Consider the following 21737-nt stretch of genomic DNA (forward strand, 5'->3'; position numbering starts at 1 on the left):
GCACCGTAGCTTTTGCCCAAATGCATCGGTTTTCTGCTTTGTGTATGCTTGAAAAGTACTGCCTCACCCCAATTTGGTTAACAACTAATTAACCGGGAGCGCTTTTCATGCGACAAGACAAACTCACTACCAAATTACAGGAAGCCCTGGCCGATGCGCAAAGCTTGGCCGTGGGCAACGACAACCCCTATATCGAACCAGTCCATTTGCTGACGGCTCTGTTGAACCAGGACGACGGCGGCGCCCGCTCGCTGTTGCAGCGGGCTGGCGTCAACGTGGGCGGCCTGTCCAAGGCCCTGGGCGCGTCGATCGAACGCTTGCCCAAGGTGTCTGGCACGGGCGGCGACGTGCAGGTCAGCCGCGAATTCGTGGCCTTGCTGAACCTGGCCGACAAGGAATCGCAAAAGGCGGGCGACCAGTTCGTCTCCAGCGAAATGGTCTTGCTGGCCATGACGGACGACAAGTCCGACTGCGGCAAGCTGGCGCGCGAAAACGGCCTGACCCGCAAGGCATTGGAAGCGGCCATCGACGCCGTGCGCGGCGGCAACAAGGTCGACTCGCAAGAGGCCGAAGGCCAGCGCGAAGCCCTGAAAAAATACACCTTGGACCTGACGGAGCGGGCGCGCAAGGGCAAGCTCGACCCTGTGATCGGCCGCGACGATGAAATCCGCCGCACCATCCAGATCCTGCAGCGCCGCAGCAAGAACAATCCCGTGCTGATCGGCGAACCGGGCGTGGGCAAGACGGCCATCGTCGAAGGCCTGGCCCAGCGCATCGTCAATGGCGAAGTACCCGAGTCCCTGAAAGGCAAGCGCGTACTGTCGCTGGACATGGCCGCCTTGCTGGCCGGCGCGAAATTCCGCGGCGAATTCGAGGAGCGCCTGAAATCCGTGCTCAAGGAACTGGCCATGGATGAAGGGCAGACCATCGTTTTCATCGACGAGATGCACACCATGGTGGGCGCGGGCAAGGCCGAAGGCGCGATGGACGCGGGCAATATGCTCAAACCTGCGCTGGCGCGCGGCGAACTCCATTGCGTGGGCGCCACCACGCTTGACGAGTACCGCAAGTACATCGAGAAGGATGCGGCGCTGGAACGACGCTTCCAGAAAGTGCTCGTCGACGAGCCGACCGTGGAGGCGACGATCGCCATCCTGCGCGGCTTGCAGGATAAATACGCGCTGCACCACAAGGTGGAGATCACGGACGCGGCCATCATCGCGGCCGCCGAGCTGTCGCACCGCTACATCACGGACCGTTTCTTGCCCGACAAGGCAATCGACCTGATCGACGAAGCGGCGGCGAAGATCAAGATCGAGATCGATTCGAAGCCGGAAGTGATGGACAAGCTGGAACGCCGCCTGATCCAGCTGAAGATCGAGCGCGAAGCCGTCAAGAAGGAAAAGGACGAAGCATCGTTGCGCCGTCTGGGCCTGATCGAGGAAGAGATCGTCAAGCTGCAGCGCGAATACAATGACTTCGAGGAAATCCTGAAGGCGGAAAAAGCCGTGGTGCAAGGCAGCACGCACATCAAGGAAGAGATCGAGAACGTCAAGCTGCAGATGGAGCAGGCCACGCGCGAGAGCAACTGGCAGAAAGTGTCGGAGCTGCAGTATGGCAAGCTGCCGCAGCTGGAAGCCCAACTCAAGCAGGCCGACAGCGGCATCCCGAAACTCGACCCTGACCAGCCGAAGCTGCTGCGCACGGAAGTGGGCGCCGAGGAAATCGCCGAAGTGGTGTCGCGCGCGACGGGCATACCCGTGTCGCGCATGATGCAGGGTGAGCGCGACAAGCTGCTGCACATCGAAGAGAAGCTGCATGAGCGCGTCGTGGGCCAGGATGAGGCGATCACGGCCGTGGCGGACGCCATCCGCCGCTCGCGCGCCGGCTTGAGCGATCCGAACCGTCCGTACGGTTCCTTCATGTTCCTGGGGCCGACGGGTGTCGGCAAGACGGAATTGAGCAAGGCGCTGGCGACCTTCCTGTTCGATACGGAAGAATCGATGATACGCATCGACATGAGCGAGTTCATGGAGAAGCATTCGGTCGCCCGTCTGATCGGCGCGCCGCCAGGCTACGTGGGCTACGACGAGGGCGGTTACCTGACGGAAGCCGTGCGCCGCAAGCCCTACAGCGTGATTTTGCTGGACGAAGTGGAAAAGGCGCATGCCGACGTCTTCAACGTGCTGCTGCAGGTGCTCGACGACGGACGCATGACGGACGGCCAGGGCCGCACGGTGGACTTCAAGAATACCGTCATCATCATGACCTCGAACCTGGGTTCGCATAAAATCCAGGCCATGGAAAGCGATGATCCCGGCGTCGTGAAGCTGGCCGTGATGGCCGAGGTACGCTCGCACTTCCGTCCCGAGTTCGTCAACCGCATCGACGAAATCGTCGTGTTCCACGGCCTCGACGAGAAAAACATCGGCGCGATCGCGAAGATCCAGCTCAAAATTCTCGAAGAACGCCTGGCGCGCATGGACATGCAGCTGAGCTTGACGGACGCGGCCCTGCAGCAAATCGCCGAAGCGGGCTACGACCCGGTGTATGGCGCCCGTCCTTTGAAGCGGGCGATCCAGCAGCAGATCGAAAATCCGCTGTCGAAGCTGATCCTGGAAGGCAGGTTCGGCCCGAAAGACGAGATCCGCATCGACGCCCAGAACGGCAACCTGGTGTTTACGGGCGCGCAGGTGGGGCTGGATAAGGTGTAATTCGTGCCCCCAACGGCGAAAGGCTGGGGTCGGACCCTCAGGGTCCGACCCCGGTCTTCGCTTTTGGGTTGAATCTTAGCAAGGGCGCAATCGGGCTAGACCTGATCGCGCCCTTCTTGCTATCATCGGCACTATTTTCTGACTAATTCCGGAGGCGGTACGATGGCAAACACATGGCAAGCAGGGCGGCGCATTGGAGTGGGACTGGCCTTGGCGGCGGCCGTACTGGCCTTGCCTGCGCACGCTCAGGCCCAGGAAGAGAAAGTCCTGAACATCTATAACTGGTCGGACTATATCGGCGACGATACGATCAAGAATTTTGAGAAGGAAACGGGCATCAAGGTACGCTACGACGTTTTCGACAATAACGAAATCCTCAATGCGAAACTGGTGGCGGGCAAGTCCGGTTACGATATCGTCGTGCCGACGGCCCAGTGGGCGCGGCTGCAGATCGATGCGGGCCTGCTGCGCAAGCTCGACAAGAGCAAGCTGACGAACCTGGGCAACCTGGACCAGAACCTGCAGGCCAAGCTGGCGAAGATCGACCCGAACAACGATTACCTGGTCGACTGGCTGTGGGGCTACACGACGGTGGGCATCAACGTCAACAAGGTCAAGGCCGCGCTGGGCGGCATGCCCATGCCCGACAATGCCTGGGACCTGATCTTCGACCCGAAATATGCGGCCAAGCTGAAATCGTGCGGCGTGTCCTTCCTCGACTCGCCGTCGGAAGTGCTGCCAGCCGCCCTGCAATACCTGGGCAAGCCCGCGTACTCGAAAGCGGCCGCCGACTACCAGGAAGCGGGCAAGGTGCTGCAGGCGATCCGTCCCTACGTAACCTTGTTCAGTTCGTCAGGCTACATCAATGACATGGCCAACGGCTCCGTCTGCGTGGCGCTGGGCTGGTCGGGCGACATCAATATCGCGCGCCAGCGCGCCATCGATGCGAAGAACGGCAACGTGATCCAGGTGCTGGTGCCGAAGACGGCCGCCCTGATGTTCGACACCATGGCGATTCCCGCCGACGCGCCGCACCCGAACAATGCGCACCTGTTCATCAACTATATCCTGCGTCCGCAAGTGCATGCCAGCCTGAGCAACAAGGTGTTCTACGCGAATCCGAATCCGGCCAGCATCAAGTATGTCCGCAAGGACATCGGCGAGAACAAGGCCATCTTCCTGTCGGACGCCGACAAGCAGCGCATGGCCGCGCCGGAAGCGACCACGGCCGATATCCGCCGCTTGATGACGCGCATCTATACGAAGTTCAAAACGGGAGTGTAAGACGGGAGTGTAAAAACGAGGATGGCGCGAGGGACGGGCCTGTTGGGCCGTCGCTGGCGCCATGCGATAGTGCCGAGGTGAGCGCTACTCGTGATAGCGGTCCATCAGCTTATGGTGGCTGCCGCGCATTTCTTCGACCAGTTCAAAGGCGACAAAGCCGATGATGGCGGCGAAGATGGCGATGAAGAGAAAAACGAGGAAGGTGATTAACATGGTCTTTCAGCCGCCGTTGGACGGCCGTCCGCTGGGTTGCTCAATGTGCCAGAGCAGCGCTCCAACACGTAGTTGATGCAATTAAACTCTAGCAGATCGGCAGCGCTTTACAAGGCTGCTGAGTTCTGAACGCCACCAGTATTTGTCCCAGCGCACTTTTTGCGTATTTCAATCCGGGGTCTGTCACTGCGTGATCGGAATGCGTCCCATTGGGACGCATTCCCCCGGCGGGTCTGACCCCGTGGCCTATTTCACGACCAGATCATGCGCCATCACGGCTTTCAGATAAACGCTGATCGGGTCGCCCGGCTCGCGCTGCGAGAACCACCACGCGCTGGCCTTGCGCATTTCCCATTCCTGTTCCTCGCCCGTCAGCAGCAGGGCGGCCGCCTGGCCCAGGGTGGGCTGGTGGCCGACGATGAGCACGGTTTCCTTGCCGCCGGGCCAGTTGGCCGCCTTCAGGATGTCCTCCGCCTCCGCGCCGGGTGCCAGTTCCGGCATCAGCTTGAACTTGCGCCCCAGCGCTTCCGCCGTTTGCAGGGTGCGCAGGGCGGGGCTGACGAGGATACGGCAATTTTCCGGTAGTTGCGAGGCCAGCCATTCCCCCATGCGGCGCGCCTGTTTCTGGCCTTTGACGGTCAGGGCGCGTTCGAGGTCGGGAACGCCCGGCTCGGCTTCTGCGTGTCGCCACAAGATGAGATCCATGCTGTACTCCTCTGTGTAGAATTGCCTATTCGCCGACCTCCGCGCCCGGCGTGCCCAGTGTGTGCATCAGGTATTGCTGGGCGCTGAACGGCGTTTGCTTGCCGCGCGGCTTGCGGCGCGCGTAATGGCCCGTCGGCTCCAGTTCCCATGCATTTGTATTATCCTTCAAATACGGATTCAGGCCTTCGGCGATCACGCGCCGTTTCAGCGCCCGGTCAAGTACGGGGAAAGCCACTTCCACCCTGCGGAACAGGTTGCGGCTCATCCAGTCGGCGCTGGCCAGGTAGACATCGTGCGCCAGGTCGTTGCGGAAGTAATAGATGCGGCTGTGTTCAAGGAAACGGCCGATCACGGAGCGCACCTTGATGTTTTCCGACAGGCCAGGCACGCCCGGTTTCAGGGTACAGGCGCCGCGCACGATCAGGTCGATCTTCACGCCATCGGTCGAGGCCGCATACAGGGCGCGGATCACGGATTCATCGACCAGTGCGTTGACTTTCACGATGATGCGCCCGCGCCGGCCCGCACGGGCGATCTTCGCCTCGTTGCGGATTGCCTTGATGATCTCGCTTTGCAGGCCGAACGGCGCCAGCCACAGATGGTTCAGGTTGTGCGGTTTGGTCAGGCTGGTCAGGTGGATGAAGACTTCATTGACTTCCACGGCCAGGTCCTGGTTCGCCGTCAGCAAGCCGAAGTCCGTGTACAGCTTGGTCGTCGTCGGGTGATAGTTGCCGGTGCCCAAGTGGGCATAGAAGCGCAGCGCGCCTTCTTCGCGGCGGATGACGAGCGCCACCTTGGCATGGGTCTTCAGTCCCACGACGCCGTACACGACCTGTGCGCCCGCCTGTTCCAGCTTGTCGGCCCAGTTGATATTGGCTTCCTCGTCGAAACGCGCCATCAATTCCACGATGACGGTCACTTCCTTGCCCATCTTCGCGGCCGTGATCAGCGACTCCATCAGGTCCGAGTTCATGCCCGTGCGGTAAATCGTCTGCTTGATGGCGACGACGGACGGGTCATAGGCGGCGCTGCGGATGAAGTCGATCACCGTCTGGAACGACTGGTACGGGTGGTGCAGCAAGATGTCGTGCTTGCCCAGCGCGGCAAAGATATCGTTGCCGATGGCTTTATGGGCGAGGCCGGGGAAGAACGGCGGGAAGCGCAGCTCCGGTTGCTTCACGTGGTCGATCATTTCCGACAGGCGCACCAGATTGACGGGGCCGTTGACACGGTACAGCCGGCTTTGATCCAGGCTGAACTGGTCGAGCAGGAACTGCGACAGTTCTGGCGGGCAATTGCGCGCCACTTCCAAGCGTACGGAAGTGCCGAACTGGCGGCCCACGAGCTCGCCTTTCAGGGCCTGGCGCAGATTCTTGACCTCATCCTCGTCGACCCACAGGTCGCTGTCGCGCGTGACGCGGAATTGCGAATAGGCGATCACCTCGCGCCCGGCGAACAGGTCCGAGATGTGCGCATGGATGACGGACGACAATAAACAGAAGGACACGCCATCGCCGGAGATCTCGTCCGGCAGCTTGATGACGCGCGGCAAGACGCGGGGCGCCTTGACGATGGCGATGGCCGTGCCGCGGCCGAACGCATCCTTGCCGCTCAGCGAGACGATGAAATTGAGACTTTTATTGACCACCTGCGGGAACGGGTGGGCCGGGTCGAGGCCAATGGGCGTCAGCAGGGGCCGCACTTCGCGGTCGAAATACTGCTTGACCCAGGCGCGCTGCGCCTCGTTGCGGTCGCTGTCGCGCAGCAAATGCACGCCCGCTTCGCGCAGGGCCGGCAAGACTTCGCTATTTAATATCTCGTACTGGCGTTCCACCAGCGCATGGCATTCCTTGCCGATGCGCTCTAGGTTGGCCGCCAGGGCAGGGTGGCCGGCCAAGGTGCCGCCGATGCTGCCCGCCGCCAGCAGGCTGGCCACGCGCACTTCGAAGAACTCATCCATATTGCTGCTGACGATGCACAGGTAGCGCAGGCGCTCGAGCAGCGGAATGTTCGGGTCTTCCGCCTGGGCCATCACGCGCCGGTTGAAAGTCAGTTGCGACAGCTCGCGGTCAAGCAGGATGCCCGATTTGGTCACTTCCGTGTGCAGTTCAGGTTTCATATTCTTTTGTCTTTGCAGATAGTTAATTCTAGCCGTATTTCATCATGTATGACGCGTTGTGAGTGTAATCATGAAATATGACGTAAGCGTGACATAAGCTGTCATAAAGCGTCGCCGGCCCTGTCATTTTTCGGGCCGAAAATGGCAGTTCTCGGGGCGTAGGCAATTATTTCAGGATTTTTTGATCATGTCATAAAGCTGTCATATTCGCTTGCTAGACTGCGCAGCATTCAACCGGGACTTTGAGCCCCTAACAACCCTGAGGACTTGATATGCAAATGAAGCAAATGTTCAAATTTATCGTCGTGGGTGCTTCGGCAGCGATGGCATTTTCTTCCGCTTCCGTCATGGCGGCAGATATGACAGGTGCTGGCGCAACCTTCCCGTACCCGATCTACGCCAAATGGGCCGAGACGTACAAAGCCAACACGGGCAACGGCCTGAACTACCAGTCCGTCGGTTCCGGCGCTGGCATCAAGCAAATCAAGGCCAAGACTGTTGAATTCGGCGCCTCGGACATGCCTTTGAAGGCGGAAGAGCTGGAAGAAGCGGGCCTGATGCAATTCCCGGCCATCATGGGCGGCGTGGTCACCATCGTCAACCTGGACGGCGTAGCCCCAGGCCAGCTGAAAATGACGGGTAAAGTCGTCGGCGACATCTACCTGGGCAAGATCACCAAGTGGAGCGCGCCTGAAATCGCCGCGCTGAACAGTGGCGTCAAGCTGCCGGACACGGAAATCACCGTGGTGCACCGCGCCGACGGTTCGGGCACGTCCTTCCTGTTCACCGACTTCCTGTCGAAAACCAATCCGGAATTCAAATCGAAAATCGGCGCTGGCTCGGCTGTGAAATGGGCCGTGGGCGTGGGCGGCAAGGGTAACGAAGGCGTCGCCGCCAACGTACAGCGTATCAAGGGTTCGATCGGCTACGTCGAGTGGGCTTACGCCAAGAAAAACAAGATGTCGCACACCCAGCTGCAAAACAAGGACGGCAACTTCCTGCAGCCTGACGACGAAAACTTCAAGGCAGCAGCCGCTTCGGCACCTTGGACGCAAACCCCAGGCTTCGGCGTGGTCCTGACCGACCAGGCTGGCAAGAACAGCTGGCCGATCACGGGCGTGTCCTTCATCCTGATGCACAAAGTCCAGGCTGACGCCGCCAAGGCAAAAGAAGTGCTGAAATTCTTCGACTGGGCCTACAAAAACGGTGGCGCCGCTGCCGTGGAACTGGACTACGTGCCTATGCCGGCATCGGTCGTGAAACTGGTGCAAGAGTCGTGGAAAGCCAACCTGAAAGACGCATCGGGCAAAGCCATCTATTAATTCGATAGCTTGACCATGTAAGTACCTGACATCCTTGGCCCGCCAGCAGCACGGCGGGGCAGGGAGTTAGCCAGGACCGCCCGCAAGCCCTTGCGGACGGTCCTGGCTAAAGAAGCAACCATAAAACAAGAGTTAACAACAGCAGTACCGGCAGTACCACCCACATCTGGCACAATATGAGCGCACAATCTACCTCCTCCACGATCCCCATGCCAGGCGGCACCATGACCGATTCCATCAGTCACGCGCAAATGCTTTCCACCATGCGCAAGCAGCGCATCCAGGATTTCATGTTCCACAAGGTGACGATGCTGTTCGCCCTGTCGGTGCTGATCGTCCTGGTCGGCATCATCATTTCGCTGATCATGGAATCGATACCGGCCTTCAAGACCTTCGGCCTGCATTTCATCGTTTCGGCCGAGTGGGACCCCGTCAATGACCAGTACGGCGCCCTGATCCCCATCATCGGCACTCTGGTGACGTCCGTCATCGCCTTGCTGATCGCCTTCCCCGTCAGCTTCGGCATCGCCCTGTTCCTCACGGAAATCTGCCCGGCCTGGCTGCGCCGCCCGCTGGGCACGGCTGTCGAGCTGCTGGCCGGCGTGCCATCGATCATCTACGGCATCTGGGGCCTGTTCGTGTTTGCGCCCCTGTTTGCCGACCACGTCCAGCCTCTGCTGAAGGCGACTCTCGGCAACGTGCCCGTCATCGGCCAGCTGTTCAGCGGCCCCATGATGGGCATCGGTCTGCTGACGGCCGGCCTGGTGCTGGCCATCATGATCATCCCCTTCATCGCTTCCGTGATGCGCGACGTGTTCGAGATCGTCCCTGCCGTGCTGAAGGAATCCGCATACGGCCTGGGCTGCACGCGCTGGGAAGTGGTGCGCAAGATCGTCTTGCCATACACCAAGACCGGCGTCGTCGGCGGTGTCATGCTGGGCCTGGGTCGCGCGCTGGGCGAGACCATGGCCGTGACCTTCGTCATCGGCAATGCGAATAAACTGTCGTGGTCGCTGTTTGCCGCCGGTAACAGCATCACTTCGCTGCTGGCGAACGAATTTGGCGAAGCGCAATCGGCGCTGCACGTGTCCTCGCTGTTCTCGCTGGCCCTGATCCTGTTCGTCATCACCTTTATCGTCTTATCCGCCGCCAAGCTGATGCTGGCTGGCATGTCCCGCAAGGAAGGCACGAAATGAGCCAAGTAAGCACTCTCGACGTTCCGGCCAAGCCGGCCATGAACCCCGTCTACCGCAAGCGCCTGCTGATGCACCGCGTCGGCATCGCCCTGTCGGTGGCCGCCATGGCCCTGGGCCTGGCCGTGCTCGTGTGGATTCTGTTCACCCTGGTGATCAAGGGTTTCGGCGCCTTGTCCGTCGACCTGTTCACGCAAACGACGCCGGCGCCCGGCAGCGAAGGCGGCGGCTTGATCAATGCCATCGTCGGCAGCGCCCTGATGGTGGCCCTGGCCACCGTCGTCAGCACGCCGATCGGCATTTTGGCCGGCATCTACCTGGCCGAATACGGCGAAGAAAACAAGCTGGCGCAAGTGACGCGTTTTGTGACGGACATCATGCTGTCGGCGCCATCGATCGTCATCGGCCTGTTCGTGTATGCGCTGTACGTGGCGCATGTCAAACACTTCTCCGGTTACGCCGGCGCCATCGCGCTGTCCCTGATCGCCGTGCCCGTGGTCGTACGCACGACGGACAACATGCTGCGCCTGGTGCCGAACAGCCTGCTGGAAGCCGCGTTCGCCCTCGGCGCGCCGCGCTGGAAGGTTGCCACCCTGGTGCGCTTGCGCGCCGTCAAGGCTGGCGTCATCACCGGCGTCCTGCTGGCATTGGCCCGCATCGCCGGCGAAACGGCGCCGCTGCTGTTCACGGCCCTGAATAACCAGTTCCAAAGCTTCAACATGAATGCACCGATGGCCAACTTGCCGTCCGTCATCGCATCGTTTGCGATGAGCCCGTACGACAACTGGCGCTCGCTGGCCTGGGGCGGCGCACTGCTGATCACCTTCAGCGTACTGGCCCTGAATATCCTGTCGCGCACCGTGTTCAGCCAAAAAGTCCCTAATTAAACAGATACCGAGCGAAGCGAACCCCTATGAATACGCAAATGAATCCAGCCCAAGACTTGGCACCAAAGAAAAAAACCATCGAGATTTCGGGCCTGAACTTTTTTTACGGCAAAACGCAAAGCTTGCATAACGTCAACCTGGACATCCACGAAAAGAAAGTCACGGCCTTCATCGGCCCGTCCGGTTGCGGCAAGTCGACCCTGCTGCGCACCCTGAACCGCATGTACGACCTGTACCCGGGCCAGCGCGCGGAAGGCTCGATCCTGTACCGCGGCCGCAACGTGCTCGACGCGGACCAGGACGTCAACATGCTGCGCGCCAAGGTCGGCATGGTGTTCCAGAAGCCGACACCGTTCCCCATGTCCGTCTACGACAACATCGCCTTCGGCGTGCGTCTGTATGAAGACCTGTCGAAGGGCGAAATGGACGAGCGCGTCGAGTGGGCCCTGAAAAAGGCCGCGCTGTGGGGTGAGGTCAAGGACAAGCTGAGCAAGAGCGGCCTGTCGCTGTCGGGCGGCCAGCAGCAGCGTTTGTGCATCGCGCGCGGCGTGGCCGTCAAGCCTGACGTCCTGCTGCTCGATGAGCCGACCTCGGCGCTGGACCCGATCTCCACGTCGAAAGTGGAAGAGCTGATCAGCGAACTGAAACAGGATTACACGATCGCCATCGTGACGCACAATATGCAGCAGGCGGCGCGCTGCTCCGACTACACGGCCTATATGTATTTGGGCGAGCTGGTGGAATTCGGCGAAACGGACCAGATCTTCATGAATCCGGCCCGCAAGGAAACGCAGGATTACATCACGGGCCGCTTCGGCTGATCCGTCCCGCATAGCTACTACAAGACAACTGAATACGGAGAGACAGCATGATAGGCGAACATTCATCCAAGCAATACGACAACGAACTCGAAGCGATCCGCTCGAAAGTGCTGCTCATGGGCGGCATCGTTGAAACCCAGTTCCTCGACGCGATGACCTGCTTCCGCATCGGCAATGCCGAGCGCGCGGACCGCGTGATGCGCGAAGACGACGTCGTCAACCAGCTCGAAGTGTCGCTCGACGACGCGTGCAGCCACCTGATCGTGCGCCGCCAGCCGGCCGCCAACGATCTGCGCACCATCATGGCCACCATCAAGGTGATTACCGACCTCGAGCGCGTCGGCGACGAGGCGACGAAAATCGCCCGCGTGGCAAAGAACCTGCACAAGCGTGGCAACGGCGTCGTCAACCATTACGAGATGGTGCGCGGCATCGCCAACACGGCCACCGACATGCTGCACGACGCCCTGGACGCGTTCGCGCGCAACGATGGCAAGCAAGCCTTACAATTAATTGCACAAGATGCCATCATCGACCACGAGTTTCGGTCTATCATGCGCAACTTGATCACCTTTATGATGGAAGACCCGCGCACGATTTCGGCGGCGCTCGACACCCTGTGGGTGGCCAAGGCCATCGAACGGATCGGCGACCATGCGAAAAACATCGCCGAATACGTGATTTACGTGGTTGAAGGCAAGGACATCCGCCACACCAAGGTGGCTGCTCCCGCCATTTCCGAGGAGCTCCCTGAGTAAGCTTTATGGCATCTGATAAAACCACGGTATTGATTGTTGAAGATGAGCCGGCCATCGTTGAACTGGTGACCTATTCGCTGCGCGAATCCGGCTGGAATTGCTGTTCCGTACAAAACGTTGCCGATGCCTGGGAATTCATCCAGCACCGCACGCCGCACCTGATCCTGCTGGACTGGATGTTGCCGGATCAAACAGGCTTGCGCCTGCTGTCGCGCATCCGCGCCGACCGCAATTTCGCCGCCATCCCCGTCATCATGCTCACCGCCAAGAGCATGGAAGAAGACAAGCTAGCTGGCTTGAACAGCGGGGCCGACGATTACGTCACCAAGCCGTTCTCGCCGCGCGAGCTGCTGGCCCGCGCCAAGGCTCTGCTGCGACGCAAGAGTCCGGAACACGCGCAGGCGCCCATGCGCGCCGGCAACGTGGCCCTGGACCCCGTCAGCTGCACCGTGATGATGGATGAACAGAAGATCGATATCGGCCACGCCGAATACAAGCTGCTGAAATTCCTGCTGGCCCATCCGGAACGCGTGTTTTCGCGCAGCCAGCTGCTCGACAAGGTGTGGGGCGACCATGTGGTGATCGAGGAGCGCACGGTCGATGTCCACGTATTGCGCTTGCGCAAAGCCTTGAAAGAGGCGGAAAGCCTGATCAAGACCGTGCGCAGCGTCGGCTACATGTTGTCTGAAAAGTAAAGTTTGACTCTATGAATCCGAAATTGCTGTTCTGGGTACCGGCCGCCCTGCGCATGGTGCTGGCGCTGCTGGGCGTGGCCGTCGTCTGGTATCTGTTTGGCGCCACGTATGCGCTGGGCATCGCCTTCGTGCTGATGGCCATGATGGTGTTCGTGCAGCTGTCGTATCTGTTCCAGCTGAGTAACTGGCTGGACAATCCGCAAAGCGCCAAGCTGCCCGATGGCTGGGGCGCCTGGACCAGCATTTTCGCGCGCCTGTACCGCATGCGCCGCGACGACGAAAAAAACCAGGCCGAGCTGACGGAATGGCTGGCGCGTTTCCGCCAGGCCATGCACCTGCTGCCCGACGGCGTCGTCATCATGGACGACGTGCTGTTCCTCGAATGGTGCAATCCCGCCGCCGAGAAACACCTGGGCCTCACGCACGAGCGCGACAAGGGCATGCGCGTGACGAACCTGATCCGCAGCCCCGAGTTCATGGATTACATCATCCTGGGCCGCTACGACCAGCCGCTGACGATCACCTTCCGCAACCGCAAGCTGATCGTGCAAATCATTCCATTCGAGAACCGCCGCCAGATCCTCGTCACGCATGACGTGACGGAAACGGAACGCATCGAAATGATGCGCCGCGACTTCATCGCCAATGCCTCGCACGAATTGCGCACGCCGCTCACCGTCATCGTCGGCTTCCTGGAAATCGCTTCCGCCGAGCTGGACCTGGACGCCACCACGCGCGCCGCCCACCTCAAGCTGATGACGGAGCAGGGCCACCGCATGCAGCATCTGATCGAGGACATGCTGACCCTGTCGCGCCTGGAATCGGTCGACTATCCGCTGCGCCCCGAGCCTGTCGATATCAAGAAGCTCATGCAGCAAGTCTTGCGCGACGCCAAGGGTTTGTCGGCCGGCAAGCATGAAGTGACGATGGAATGCAATGGCCCTGGCGTGCTGGGCAGCTACGACGAGCTGTACAGCGCGTTCGGCAACCTGGCGTCGAACGCCGTGCGCTACACGCCGGCCGGCGGCACCATCACCCTGCGCTGGCAGGATGGCCCGGCCGGGCCGCAATTCATCGCGCAAGATACGGGCATCGGCATCAGCCAGGAACATATCTCGCGCCTGACGGAACGTTTCTACCGCGTCGACAAGAGCCGTTCGCGCGAAACCCAGGGCACGGGCCTGGGCCTGGCCATCGTCAAGCACGTGCTGCTGCGCCATGGCGGCACCCTGGCCATCCAGTCCGTGGCCGACAAGGGCAGCAGTTTCATCGTCAGCATGCCCAAGTCCGTCGTCACGCCGCTGCACGGCGAATTGCTGGTCAAGTAAGCGGAGGAAGGGGAGGACTTCTTCCCTGTTTCCTGCGCGACTAGTGCAAGCTTGGCATAAGTCGTTACAATCAGGCCATGACTTTAATCAACGCCTCTTTTCGCCATGCCGGCGCGCAGCAACTGGCCCAGTCGCTGCAGGCCGCGCGCCAGGATACTTTATCCCTGTTCGACTGTTACGTCAGTGCCGGCCTGGACGTGGTGGCTGGCCTGCCCCGTCATCCGCGCCTCAATCCGCCCTTGTGGCAACTCGCGCACATCGCCTGGTTTGCCGAATGGTTCATCCTGCGCGAAGCCGCTTCCAGCCATCCGGCCGACGCCATTTACAACTCCCTGCTGACGCGTGGCGACGACTTGTTCGATGCCAATATGGTGGCGCACCGCGCGCGCTGGAAGCTGGAATTGCCCAGTCCGGGCGCCGTCAAGACGTATTGCCGCGAAGTGCTCGACCGGGTGCTCGATAAACTGTCGCGCGAAGCCAATGTCGACAGCGCTCTGGCGCCGTACCGGCTGGCCTTGGCGCATGAAGACTTGTGTGGCGAGGAAATGCTGGCCGGCTTGCAATGGCTGGGCCTGGAAGCGCCGGAATCGCTGGCTGCCAGCCCGGCCTTGCCGCCGGGGGCCGGCGAGATCGCTTTTCCTGGCGGCACCATCGAACTGGGCTCGCCGCGCGGGGCCGGCTTCGCCTTCGACAACGAGTCGCCGCCTTATGCCTGCTACGTGCCGCCGTTTTCCATCGATGCCTGTGCCGTATCGAACGCCCAGTTTGCCGATTTTGTCGCCGATGGCGGCTACCAGAACCGCCAGTTCTGGAGCGCGGCCGGCAGCGCCTGGCTGATGCAGCAGGAGCGCTCGTCGCCCCTGTACTGGCTGCGCGAAGCAACACAGTGGCGCGCCATGCGTTTCGGCCAGCGCACGACCTTGCCGCCGAACGAAGCCGTGCGCCACATCAACCTGTATGAAGCGCAGGCCTACTGCGCCTGGGCGGGGCGCCGCCTGGCGACCGAGGCGGAATGGGAGTATGCTGCGCTGTCCGGCCACCCGCGCTTTCACTGGGGCCAGGTGTGGGAGTGGACGGCGACGCCGTTCGAACCGTATGCGGGCTTTGCGGTCGATGCCTGGCGCGAATATTCGGCGCCGTATTTCATGCAGCACCAGGTGCTGCGCGGCGCCGCCTTCGCCACGCCGCCACGCCTGCATTCGCCCCGCATGCGCGCCTTCCACGCGCCCGAACGGGGCGACGTCTTTGCCGGCCTGCGCACTTGCGCCTGGTAACGGAGCAGGGAGTAGCAACCATTTCAGGAATTCTTTTGAGTACAGATAACGCCCCGCAGTTCATTCCCAAACGCATCACGCCCACGCCGGAACAGGTCGCCATCCAGACGGCGCAAAAGAAAGTGGTCTTGATCGACGCCAATGCCGGCGCGGCCAAGACGACGACCCTGGCCCTGCGCTTGGCCGAAGCGCTGCACCGGGGCCGCGCGCCCGAACGCATGCTGGCCCTCGTGTTCACGGAAGCGGCGCGCGTGGCCCTGCGCCAGCGCCTGCTGGAAGTGGGCGTGCCGCTCGGCGTCGTCAAGCGCCTGACCATCGATACCTTCGACGCCTTTGCCGCCAAGGTGCTGTTGCAGCTGGAAAACATGCAGGTCGCTTCCATGCGCAGCGATGAAGAGCTGCGCCCGGTGGCCTGGGAAGCTTTGGCCGTCGTGTCGGAAAAGTATGCTCACCGTTACCCGCTGGAAATCAACACGACGAACGGGGCGATTGCCGAATTCTTGAAATTGCAGTTGCGCACCAAGGCGCGCCTCGATTTCCAGAATCCCGACTTCGACAGCAATTCCCTCGACGACAACCTGGAGCTGCTGGGCATGTCGCGCACGCATTATCTGTGGCTGCGCGAATACGAAGGCTTGCGCGGCGCCGACACGGGCGATATCCAGTTCCGCGCACCGTTCGATGCCACCTACGACCTCGTGCGCATGCTCGATGGCGACGAGCCGCTGCGCCAGCAATTGCCGGCCTTCCAGATCATCGTGGCCGATGAATTGCACGATTTGAATGAAGCGTCGTTCCGCCTGCTGACCATGCTGATACGCCGCGGCAACGCCTTTTTCTGCGGCGCCGGCGACAAGGATCAAGTCATCTACACGTGGTCGGGCGCCGACCACCGCTTCCTGCGCCAGCGCTTCGAGCAGGAATTCCCCACCTTGCAGCGCTTGCCGCTGACGGCGTCCTACCGCTACGGCCCGCAACTGGCGCAGGCCGTGGGCGTGCTGAAAAACAAGGCCAGCGTGTCGGCCCTGTCGCGCGCCACCCGCATCGAGCTGCTCGAGTATGACCATGCGCAGCCGCAGGCGTGCAGCGCCCAGCTGATCGCCGCGCTCGAACATGCGCATGCGGGCACGACGGCCATTTTGCTGCGCGACCGCGATCAGGCCATCCGCGTGGAAACGGCGCTGTTCCAGAGCGGCATCGCGTATGGCCTGGTGGACATGAACAGCTATCTGCTGAGCCTGGAAGTGCTGATGCTGCGCGGCATGGTCGCCATCGCCCGCAAGGACTTGCATGCGATCAAGAGCGGCCCGCGCCGCGGCGAGATCCTCGAAGCCCTGGTGGCCTTCGCGGAAATCCCGTTTACGCGCGCGGAATTGCAGCAAGCCAAGGCCGACGTGGCCAACTATCCCGACTTGCTGGAAGGCTTCCTGACGAACCAGCTGGCCAAGTCGCAGAACCAGGACAAGGCGGCGCTGACCCTGGCCGCCGTCGATTATCTGCGCGCGCTGCCCCCCGACGCGCTGGCGGGCGAGGCGCTGCAGCACATCTTTGGCCTGATGCAGCTGGAACAGACGGCGCGCCGCATCTATGTCGACCCGGCCCAGGCGCGGGTCGTCGCCCGTTCCCTGCACGGCTTTATCGCCGTGTGCCGCGAAGCGGGCGTGGCGCTGGGCGGCTTTGCCGGCTGGCTGGGCGAGATGGAGGAGGCCGTGACGGTCTCGACCGGCAAGGCCAAGCTGGTGATTGCCTGCATCGACCAGATCAAGGGCCTCGAATACAACCACGTGATCTTGCCCTATCTGGCCGTCGACGAATTCCCACGCAGCAAGACCGACCCGCTGGAAGAGGAAAACCGTTTCTATGTGGCCGCCACCCGCGCGCGCGACAGGCTCACCTTGCTCACGCCGGAAGACCCCGCCTACCAGAGCCGCTACATCGCCGCCCTGCAGCTTAAACAGAAAATTGTTGCGCCGAAGTCATAGATCTTTTGCCGTGTGACTGCTTTTTGCGAAAGACGAAAGCGGGCATACTGGACTGGTGTGATTGACAGCAATCTAACCAGACAGGAGTAAAGCATGAAGATTTTCTTGACAGGCGCGGCAGGTTTCATCGGCAGTTCCATCGCGGCGGGCCTCGTGCGGGCCGGCCATCAGGTGACGGGTCTTGTGCGCAAGCCGGAACAGGTGGCCGAGCTGGCCACTATCGGGGTACGTGGTATCGTCGGCACCTTGAACGACCGCGAGCTCATCATCGAGCAGGCGAGGGCGGCGGACGCCGTCATCAATGCGGCCAGCAGCGACCATCGGGGCGCCGTCGAAGCCATCATCGAAGCGCTGGCCGGCAGCAACAAGCCTTTCCTCCATACCAGTGGCTCCTCCATCGTGGGCGACGCGTCGGGCGGCGAAGGCACGGAACAGGTTTATTTTGAAGACAAGCTGCCGGCGCCCACGGCCGACAAGGCGGCCCGGGTCGCCATCGATGACCTGGTACTGGCCAGCGCAGGCAAGGGCGTGCGCGCGAGCGTGCTGTGCAATACCCTGATCTACGGCCACGGCGCCTTGCCGCGCGACAGCGTGCAATTGCCCCGCTTATTGAAACAGGCGCGCAAGAACGGTATCGTGCGCCACGTGGGGCCGGGCCGCAATATCTGGTCCAACGTGCACATCGGCGACGTCGTCAGCCTGTATCTGCTGGCGCTGGAAAAGTCGCCCGCCGGTACCTTTTACTTTGTCGAATCGGGCGAAGCGGCTTTCCGCGACATGACGGCCGCCATCGCCAGGGCGCTGGACCTGGGTCCCGCGCAGGACTGGCCGCTGCCCGAGGCAATTGCCGAATGGGGCTATGAGATGGCATCCTACGGCCTCGGCTCCAACAGCCGCGTGCGCGGCGAACGGGCACGCAAACTGCTGGGCTGGCAGCCGCAAGGACCGTCCGTGCTGGCATGGATCGAGAACGACATGCTCCATCCGCCGCACGCCATCACGAATTGATGCAGCTCAGCAAAACCGCAGCAGTGTGCGCTAGCGAACGGTGCTGTTTTGCGATCGGGAGTATGATGTCTTTGCTTGGTTGAGACGCACTGCCGTGAAGTTGGCGGCATGTTCGATCTTCCAGCAGGTCAGCCGGTCGCCTCGAGGATCGGCACCAGATTTTGGCCGCCGGCGCCCTTGCGCTCGCCGGCCGTGCACTGCCACTCCAGGTCGCGGTGTGTACTGCGAACCCCTTCAAGGCCGGCCTAGCCGGTCTTTTTTTTTGCCGGTTATTTCTGTCCCCGCGCCATTCACCGCCACCTGTCCGCCATTCGCCGAAGCGGTGTTTTCGCGCGCCCGAAATCCGCGTATCTTTACGATGAACCAACTTCAAGGGGTGACCGTGAAACCTGAACCAGCGTATTACCGCCGTACCCAGCTGCTGTGGGGCGTGCTGCTGATCGCCGTCGGCGCCATCATCCTGCTGGACCGGCTCGATGTGATCGATCTCCATGATTACTATGCACTATGGCATTATTGGCCGGTGATACTGGCCGTCTTTGGCCTCAACAAGCTGCTCACGCCCGTGTCCGCCAAGCAGGTACTGAGCGGCCTGTGGCTGATCTTCTTCGCCGCCTGGTGGTATGTGTCGTATGAAGAACTGTGGAACTTGAATTTCTACAATAGCTGGCCCGCCTTGCTGATCGCCTGGGGCGTGGGGCTCGTGCTCGAACCGCTGTTGAACAAACATTTTATTGCCTACCGGGAGTCCGAGCATGAAAAATAGACCGCCGCTGCACTCGCCATCGCAAATCGTGCTGGGCGTCATCGTCATCGGCCTGGGGCTGCTGTTCCTGCTCGATAACCTCGGTTTCATCAATGTGCGCTATACCTTCCGCTTCTGGCCCACCATCCTCATCATTTTCGGCTTGCTGAAAATATCGCAAAGCCATTCCCGCTCCGGCTACATCCTCGGCGGCGTGATGGTCTTGCTGGGCCTGAGCTGGACCTTGAAAGCCATGGGCTTGTTCTATATCAACTGGAGCATGCTGTGGCCGCTGCTCATCATTGCCGCCGGCGTGGCCGTCGTGTCGAAATCCCTGCCCGGCGGACAGCAGCGGCAGCGCCGCCGGCACTTTGCCGCGCCGCCCGATGGCAGTGCCGCGCCCGACGCATTCGGCCAGGCCAGGAATGGCGCCGTATCGCTCGACAAGGAAGGCGCCGGCGCCACTGCAGCGCCCGGCGCCAGCGGGCAGGCGGACGACGACAGCATCATCGAAGTGACGGCCATCCTCGGCGGCTATGTGCGGCGCGTATCGTCGCAGCGCTTCAGGGGCGGCGATATCAACGTCATCATGGCCGGCTGCGAAATCGACCTGCGCCAGGCATCGATCGAAGGCGAAGCCGTGCTCAACGTGTTCGCCCTGTGCGGCGGCGTCACCATCAAGATTCCGCCCGACTGGAGCGTCGTGCTGCAGGGCACGCCCATCCTCGGCGGCTTCGAAGAAAAGACCATCGTGCCGCCGAACCAGAACAAGCGTTTGTACGTGACGGGCTACGCCATCATGGGTGGCCTGGAAATCCGCAACTAGGCGCGCATGTCCGGACCCTTGTCGAAGCGGCGCGGCGCCGTCGTGGTGTTGCTGGTCTGCATCGCGCTGGGCCTGGCCCTGGCTTCCATCCTGGCCAGGGTGGCGCACGCGCCCTGGCTCAATGCCGTCCTGCTGGTGGCGCCCGCCACGCTCGTGTATGCGATCGGTTCGGGGTTTTCCGCGTTTTACCTGTGCCGCGCCTATCCCTTGCACGCCCGCCATCCGCTCGCCATCGCCGGCGTGATGGGCGTGGCGGCCCTGTTCGCGGGCTTGCTGTGGGCGACCCTGCTGCAATTTTTGAACAGCGTCAGCCTGTTGACGGAGCAGCACTGGCTGGGCGTGGACCTGACACCATCGCTGCTGGCCCTGTTCTTCGGCCTGGGCGCGCTGCTGTATTGCCTGGCCGCCGCCGTGCATTATCTGCTGCTCGAATTCGTGCGCGCCAGGATGGCCGAGCAGCGGGGCCTGGAAGCGCAGCTGATGGCGCAGGAAGCGCAGTTGCGCATGCTGCGCACGCAGATCGACCCCCATTTCCTGTTCAACAGCCTGAACTCCATCAGCGCCCTGACGTCTATCGATGCGGCGGGCGCGCGTCAGATGACGGTGCAGCTGGCCAGTTTCTTTCGCCAGAGCCTGAGCCTGGAAGCGCACAAGCACATCACCGTGCAAGAGGAACTGGTCCTGATCCGCCATTTCCTGGCCATCGAACAGGTGCGTTTCGGCGCACGCCTGCAAGTGGCGGAAAGCATCGACACTGCCGCGCTGGCGTGCCTGCTGCCGCCCATGCTGATACAGCCGCTGGTGGAAAATGCCGTCAAGCATGGTATCTGCGGCTTGACGGAGGGCGGCCTGATCGCCATCGAAGTGCGGCGCGCGGGCAGCCTGCTGCAGATCGCCGTGCGCAATCCCGTCGATGCGGATCAGGGCCCGGCGCGCGGCAATGGCGTGGGCCTGGAGAATGTGCGCCAGCGCCTGGCCGGCGCGTATGGCCACGAGGCCAGCGTGCACTGGACGCGGCGCGGGCCGACGTTTGAAGTAACGTTATCGATGCCGGCGCAGACCGGCGACACGGAGGAAGCATGATGCAGGCAAGAATGCGGGTGGCCATCGTCGACGATGAAGCGCTGGCGCGCGGCGTGCTGCGCGAATACCTGGCGCGCCATGGCGATATCGAGATCGTGGCCGAATGCGCCAACGGCTTCGAGGCCGTCAAGGCCATCGCGGAACTGGAGCCGGAACTGGTGTTCCTCGACATCCAGATGCCGCGCCTGGACGGTTTTGAAGTGGCCGAGCTGATCGGCGCGAAGACGCGTTTGATCTTCGTCACGGCCTACGACCAGTACGCCTTGAAAGCGTTCGACTGCCACGCCCTCGACTATCTGCTCAAACCGTTCAGCGAACAGCGCTTCGACCAGGCGCTGGCCCACGCGCGCGCCCACCGCAGCATGCCCGAGACTGTACAAACGCTGGCGCGCGAGGCGGCCACGCGCGCCGCACCGTTGGACCGCGTGCTGATCCGCGACGGCGCGAAAGTCCACGTCATCGCCAGCGCGCGCATCGACTACATCGAGGCGCAGGACGATTACATCAGCATCCGCTCCGAAGGCAAGTCCTACCTGAAAAGCCAGCGACTGTCGGAACTGGAGACCCAGCTCGATCCCGCCAAGTTCCTGCGCGTGCACAGGTCGTATCTGCTCAATATCGACGGCATCCGCCGCATCGAGGCGGCCACCAAAGACAGCCACGTGGCCATCTTGCGCGACGATACGAGGATACCTGTGAGCAAGGCGGGCTACCAGAAGCTCAGATTATTGGTGGGCTAGCATTTTCGCTGGCGTAGATGCATAATCATCTGCACATGAT

The 21737-nt window shown here is 61.8% G+C and carries 19 protein-coding genes; 16 read left to right on the forward strand and 3 right to left on the reverse strand.

Going from position 1 to position 21737, the window contains the following annotated elements:
• Positions 1-107: 107 nt before the first annotated feature.
• Positions 108-2714: an ATP-dependent chaperone ClpB gene (gene clpB, locus BLU39_RS09960; protein WP_092712451.1), complete on the forward strand. Its 2607-nt coding sequence runs from the start codon at positions 108-110 to the stop codon at positions 2712-2714.
• A gap of 162 nt (positions 2715-2876) precedes the next feature.
• Positions 2877-3998, forward strand: a complete 1122-nt coding sequence (locus BLU39_RS09965) for a polyamine ABC transporter substrate-binding protein (RefSeq protein ID WP_092712453.1) — start codon at positions 2877-2879, stop codon at positions 3996-3998.
• An 84-nt stretch (positions 3999-4082) separates the two neighbouring features.
• On the opposite strand, the gene BLU39_RS29170 is transcribed toward BLU39_RS09965, so the two are convergent.
• The 3 genes from BLU39_RS29170 to ppk1 form a co-directional block, all read right to left on the reverse strand.
• Positions 4083-4211, reverse strand: a complete 129-nt coding sequence (locus tag BLU39_RS29170) for a hypothetical protein (RefSeq protein WP_256267160.1) — start codon at positions 4209-4211, stop codon at positions 4083-4085.
• Between the two features lie 246 nt (positions 4212-4457).
• Positions 4458-4916, reverse strand: a complete 459-nt coding sequence (sixA, locus tag BLU39_RS09970; RefSeq protein ID WP_035817346.1) for a phosphohistidine phosphatase SixA — start codon at positions 4914-4916, stop codon at positions 4458-4460.
• Positions 4917-4941: 25 nt separating this feature from the next.
• Entirely contained in the window at positions 4942-7035 is a 2094-nt protein-coding gene (ppk1, locus tag BLU39_RS09975; RefSeq protein WP_092712455.1) for a polyphosphate kinase 1, read from the reverse strand.
• A gap of 272 nt (positions 7036-7307) precedes the next feature.
• Here ppk1 and pstS point away from each other — a divergent pair, with 272 nt between their 5' ends.
• From pstS to BLU39_RS10045, 14 genes are all read left to right on the forward strand, one after another.
• Positions 7308-8357, forward strand: a complete 1050-nt coding sequence (gene pstS, locus BLU39_RS09980; protein WP_092712457.1) for a phosphate ABC transporter substrate-binding protein PstS — start codon at positions 7308-7310, stop codon at positions 8355-8357.
• Positions 8358-8581: 224 nt separating this feature from the next.
• A complete protein-coding gene (pstC, locus tag BLU39_RS09985) occupies positions 8582-9553 on the forward strand; it encodes a phosphate ABC transporter permease subunit PstC (RefSeq protein WP_232731033.1) in 972 nt (323 codons plus the stop codon).
• Positions 9550-10437, forward strand: coding sequence for a phosphate ABC transporter permease PstA (gene pstA, locus BLU39_RS09990; RefSeq protein ID WP_092712462.1), 888 nt, complete (start codon positions 9550-9552; stop codon positions 10435-10437). The genes pstC and pstA overlap by 4 nt, the downstream gene beginning before the upstream one ends.
• A 26-nt stretch (positions 10438-10463) precedes the next feature.
• Positions 10464-11258, forward strand: a complete 795-nt coding sequence (gene pstB / locus BLU39_RS09995; RefSeq protein ID WP_029496304.1) for a phosphate ABC transporter ATP-binding protein PstB — start codon at positions 10464-10466, stop codon at positions 11256-11258.
• 47 nt (positions 11259-11305) lie between these two features.
• A complete protein-coding gene (phoU, locus tag BLU39_RS10000) occupies positions 11306-12016 on the forward strand; it encodes a phosphate signaling complex protein PhoU (protein WP_034755071.1) in 711 nt (236 codons plus the stop codon).
• A gap of 5 nt (positions 12017-12021) precedes the next feature.
• Positions 12022-12711, forward strand: coding sequence for a response regulator (locus tag BLU39_RS10005; RefSeq protein WP_034755074.1), 690 nt, complete (start codon positions 12022-12024; stop codon positions 12709-12711).
• 11 nt (positions 12712-12722) lie between these two features.
• Positions 12723-14039, forward strand: a complete 1317-nt coding sequence (gene phoR, locus BLU39_RS10010; protein ID WP_092712464.1) for a phosphate regulon sensor histidine kinase PhoR — start codon at positions 12723-12725, stop codon at positions 14037-14039.
• 77 nt (positions 14040-14116) lie between these two features.
• The gene (gene senA / locus BLU39_RS10015) at positions 14117-15313 is read left to right on the forward strand and encodes a selenoneine synthase SenA (protein ID WP_254788944.1); all 1197 of its coding nucleotides are present in this window, start codon (positions 14117-14119) and stop codon (positions 15311-15313) included.
• Positions 15314-15348: 35 nt separating this feature from the next.
• Positions 15349-17295 (forward strand): UvrD-helicase domain-containing protein, encoded by a 1947-nt coding sequence (locus tag BLU39_RS10020; RefSeq protein WP_092712466.1) that lies wholly within the window; start codon positions 15349-15351, stop codon positions 17293-17295.
• Positions 17296-17388: 93 nt separating this feature from the next.
• Positions 17389-18303 (forward strand): NAD-dependent epimerase/dehydratase family protein, encoded by a 915-nt coding sequence (locus tag BLU39_RS10025; protein ID WP_092712468.1) that lies wholly within the window; start codon positions 17389-17391, stop codon positions 18301-18303.
• 382 nt (positions 18304-18685) lie between these two features.
• Entirely contained in the window at positions 18686-19069 is a 384-nt protein-coding gene (locus tag BLU39_RS10030; protein WP_254788945.1) for a LiaF transmembrane domain-containing protein, read from the forward strand.
• Positions 19059-19874, forward strand: a complete 816-nt coding sequence (locus BLU39_RS10035; RefSeq protein ID WP_092712470.1) for a LiaI-LiaF-like domain-containing protein — start codon at positions 19059-19061, stop codon at positions 19872-19874. The genes BLU39_RS10030 and BLU39_RS10035 overlap by 11 nt, the downstream gene beginning before the upstream one ends.
• Positions 19875-19880: 6 nt before the next feature.
• On the forward strand, positions 19881-20957 hold the full coding sequence (locus BLU39_RS10040; protein WP_092712472.1) for a sensor histidine kinase: 1077 nt from the start codon (positions 19881-19883) through the stop codon (positions 20955-20957).
• 11 nt (positions 20958-20968) lie between these two features.
• The gene (locus BLU39_RS10045; RefSeq protein WP_092712474.1) at positions 20969-21697 is read left to right on the forward strand and encodes a LytR/AlgR family response regulator transcription factor; all 729 of its coding nucleotides are present in this window, start codon (positions 20969-20971) and stop codon (positions 21695-21697) included.
• Positions 21698-21737: the final 40 nt, after the last annotated feature.

This window comes from Janthinobacterium sp. OK676, from assembly GCF_900103595.1.
Classification (GTDB): Bacteria; Pseudomonadota; Gammaproteobacteria; order Burkholderiales; family Burkholderiaceae_D; genus Janthinobacterium.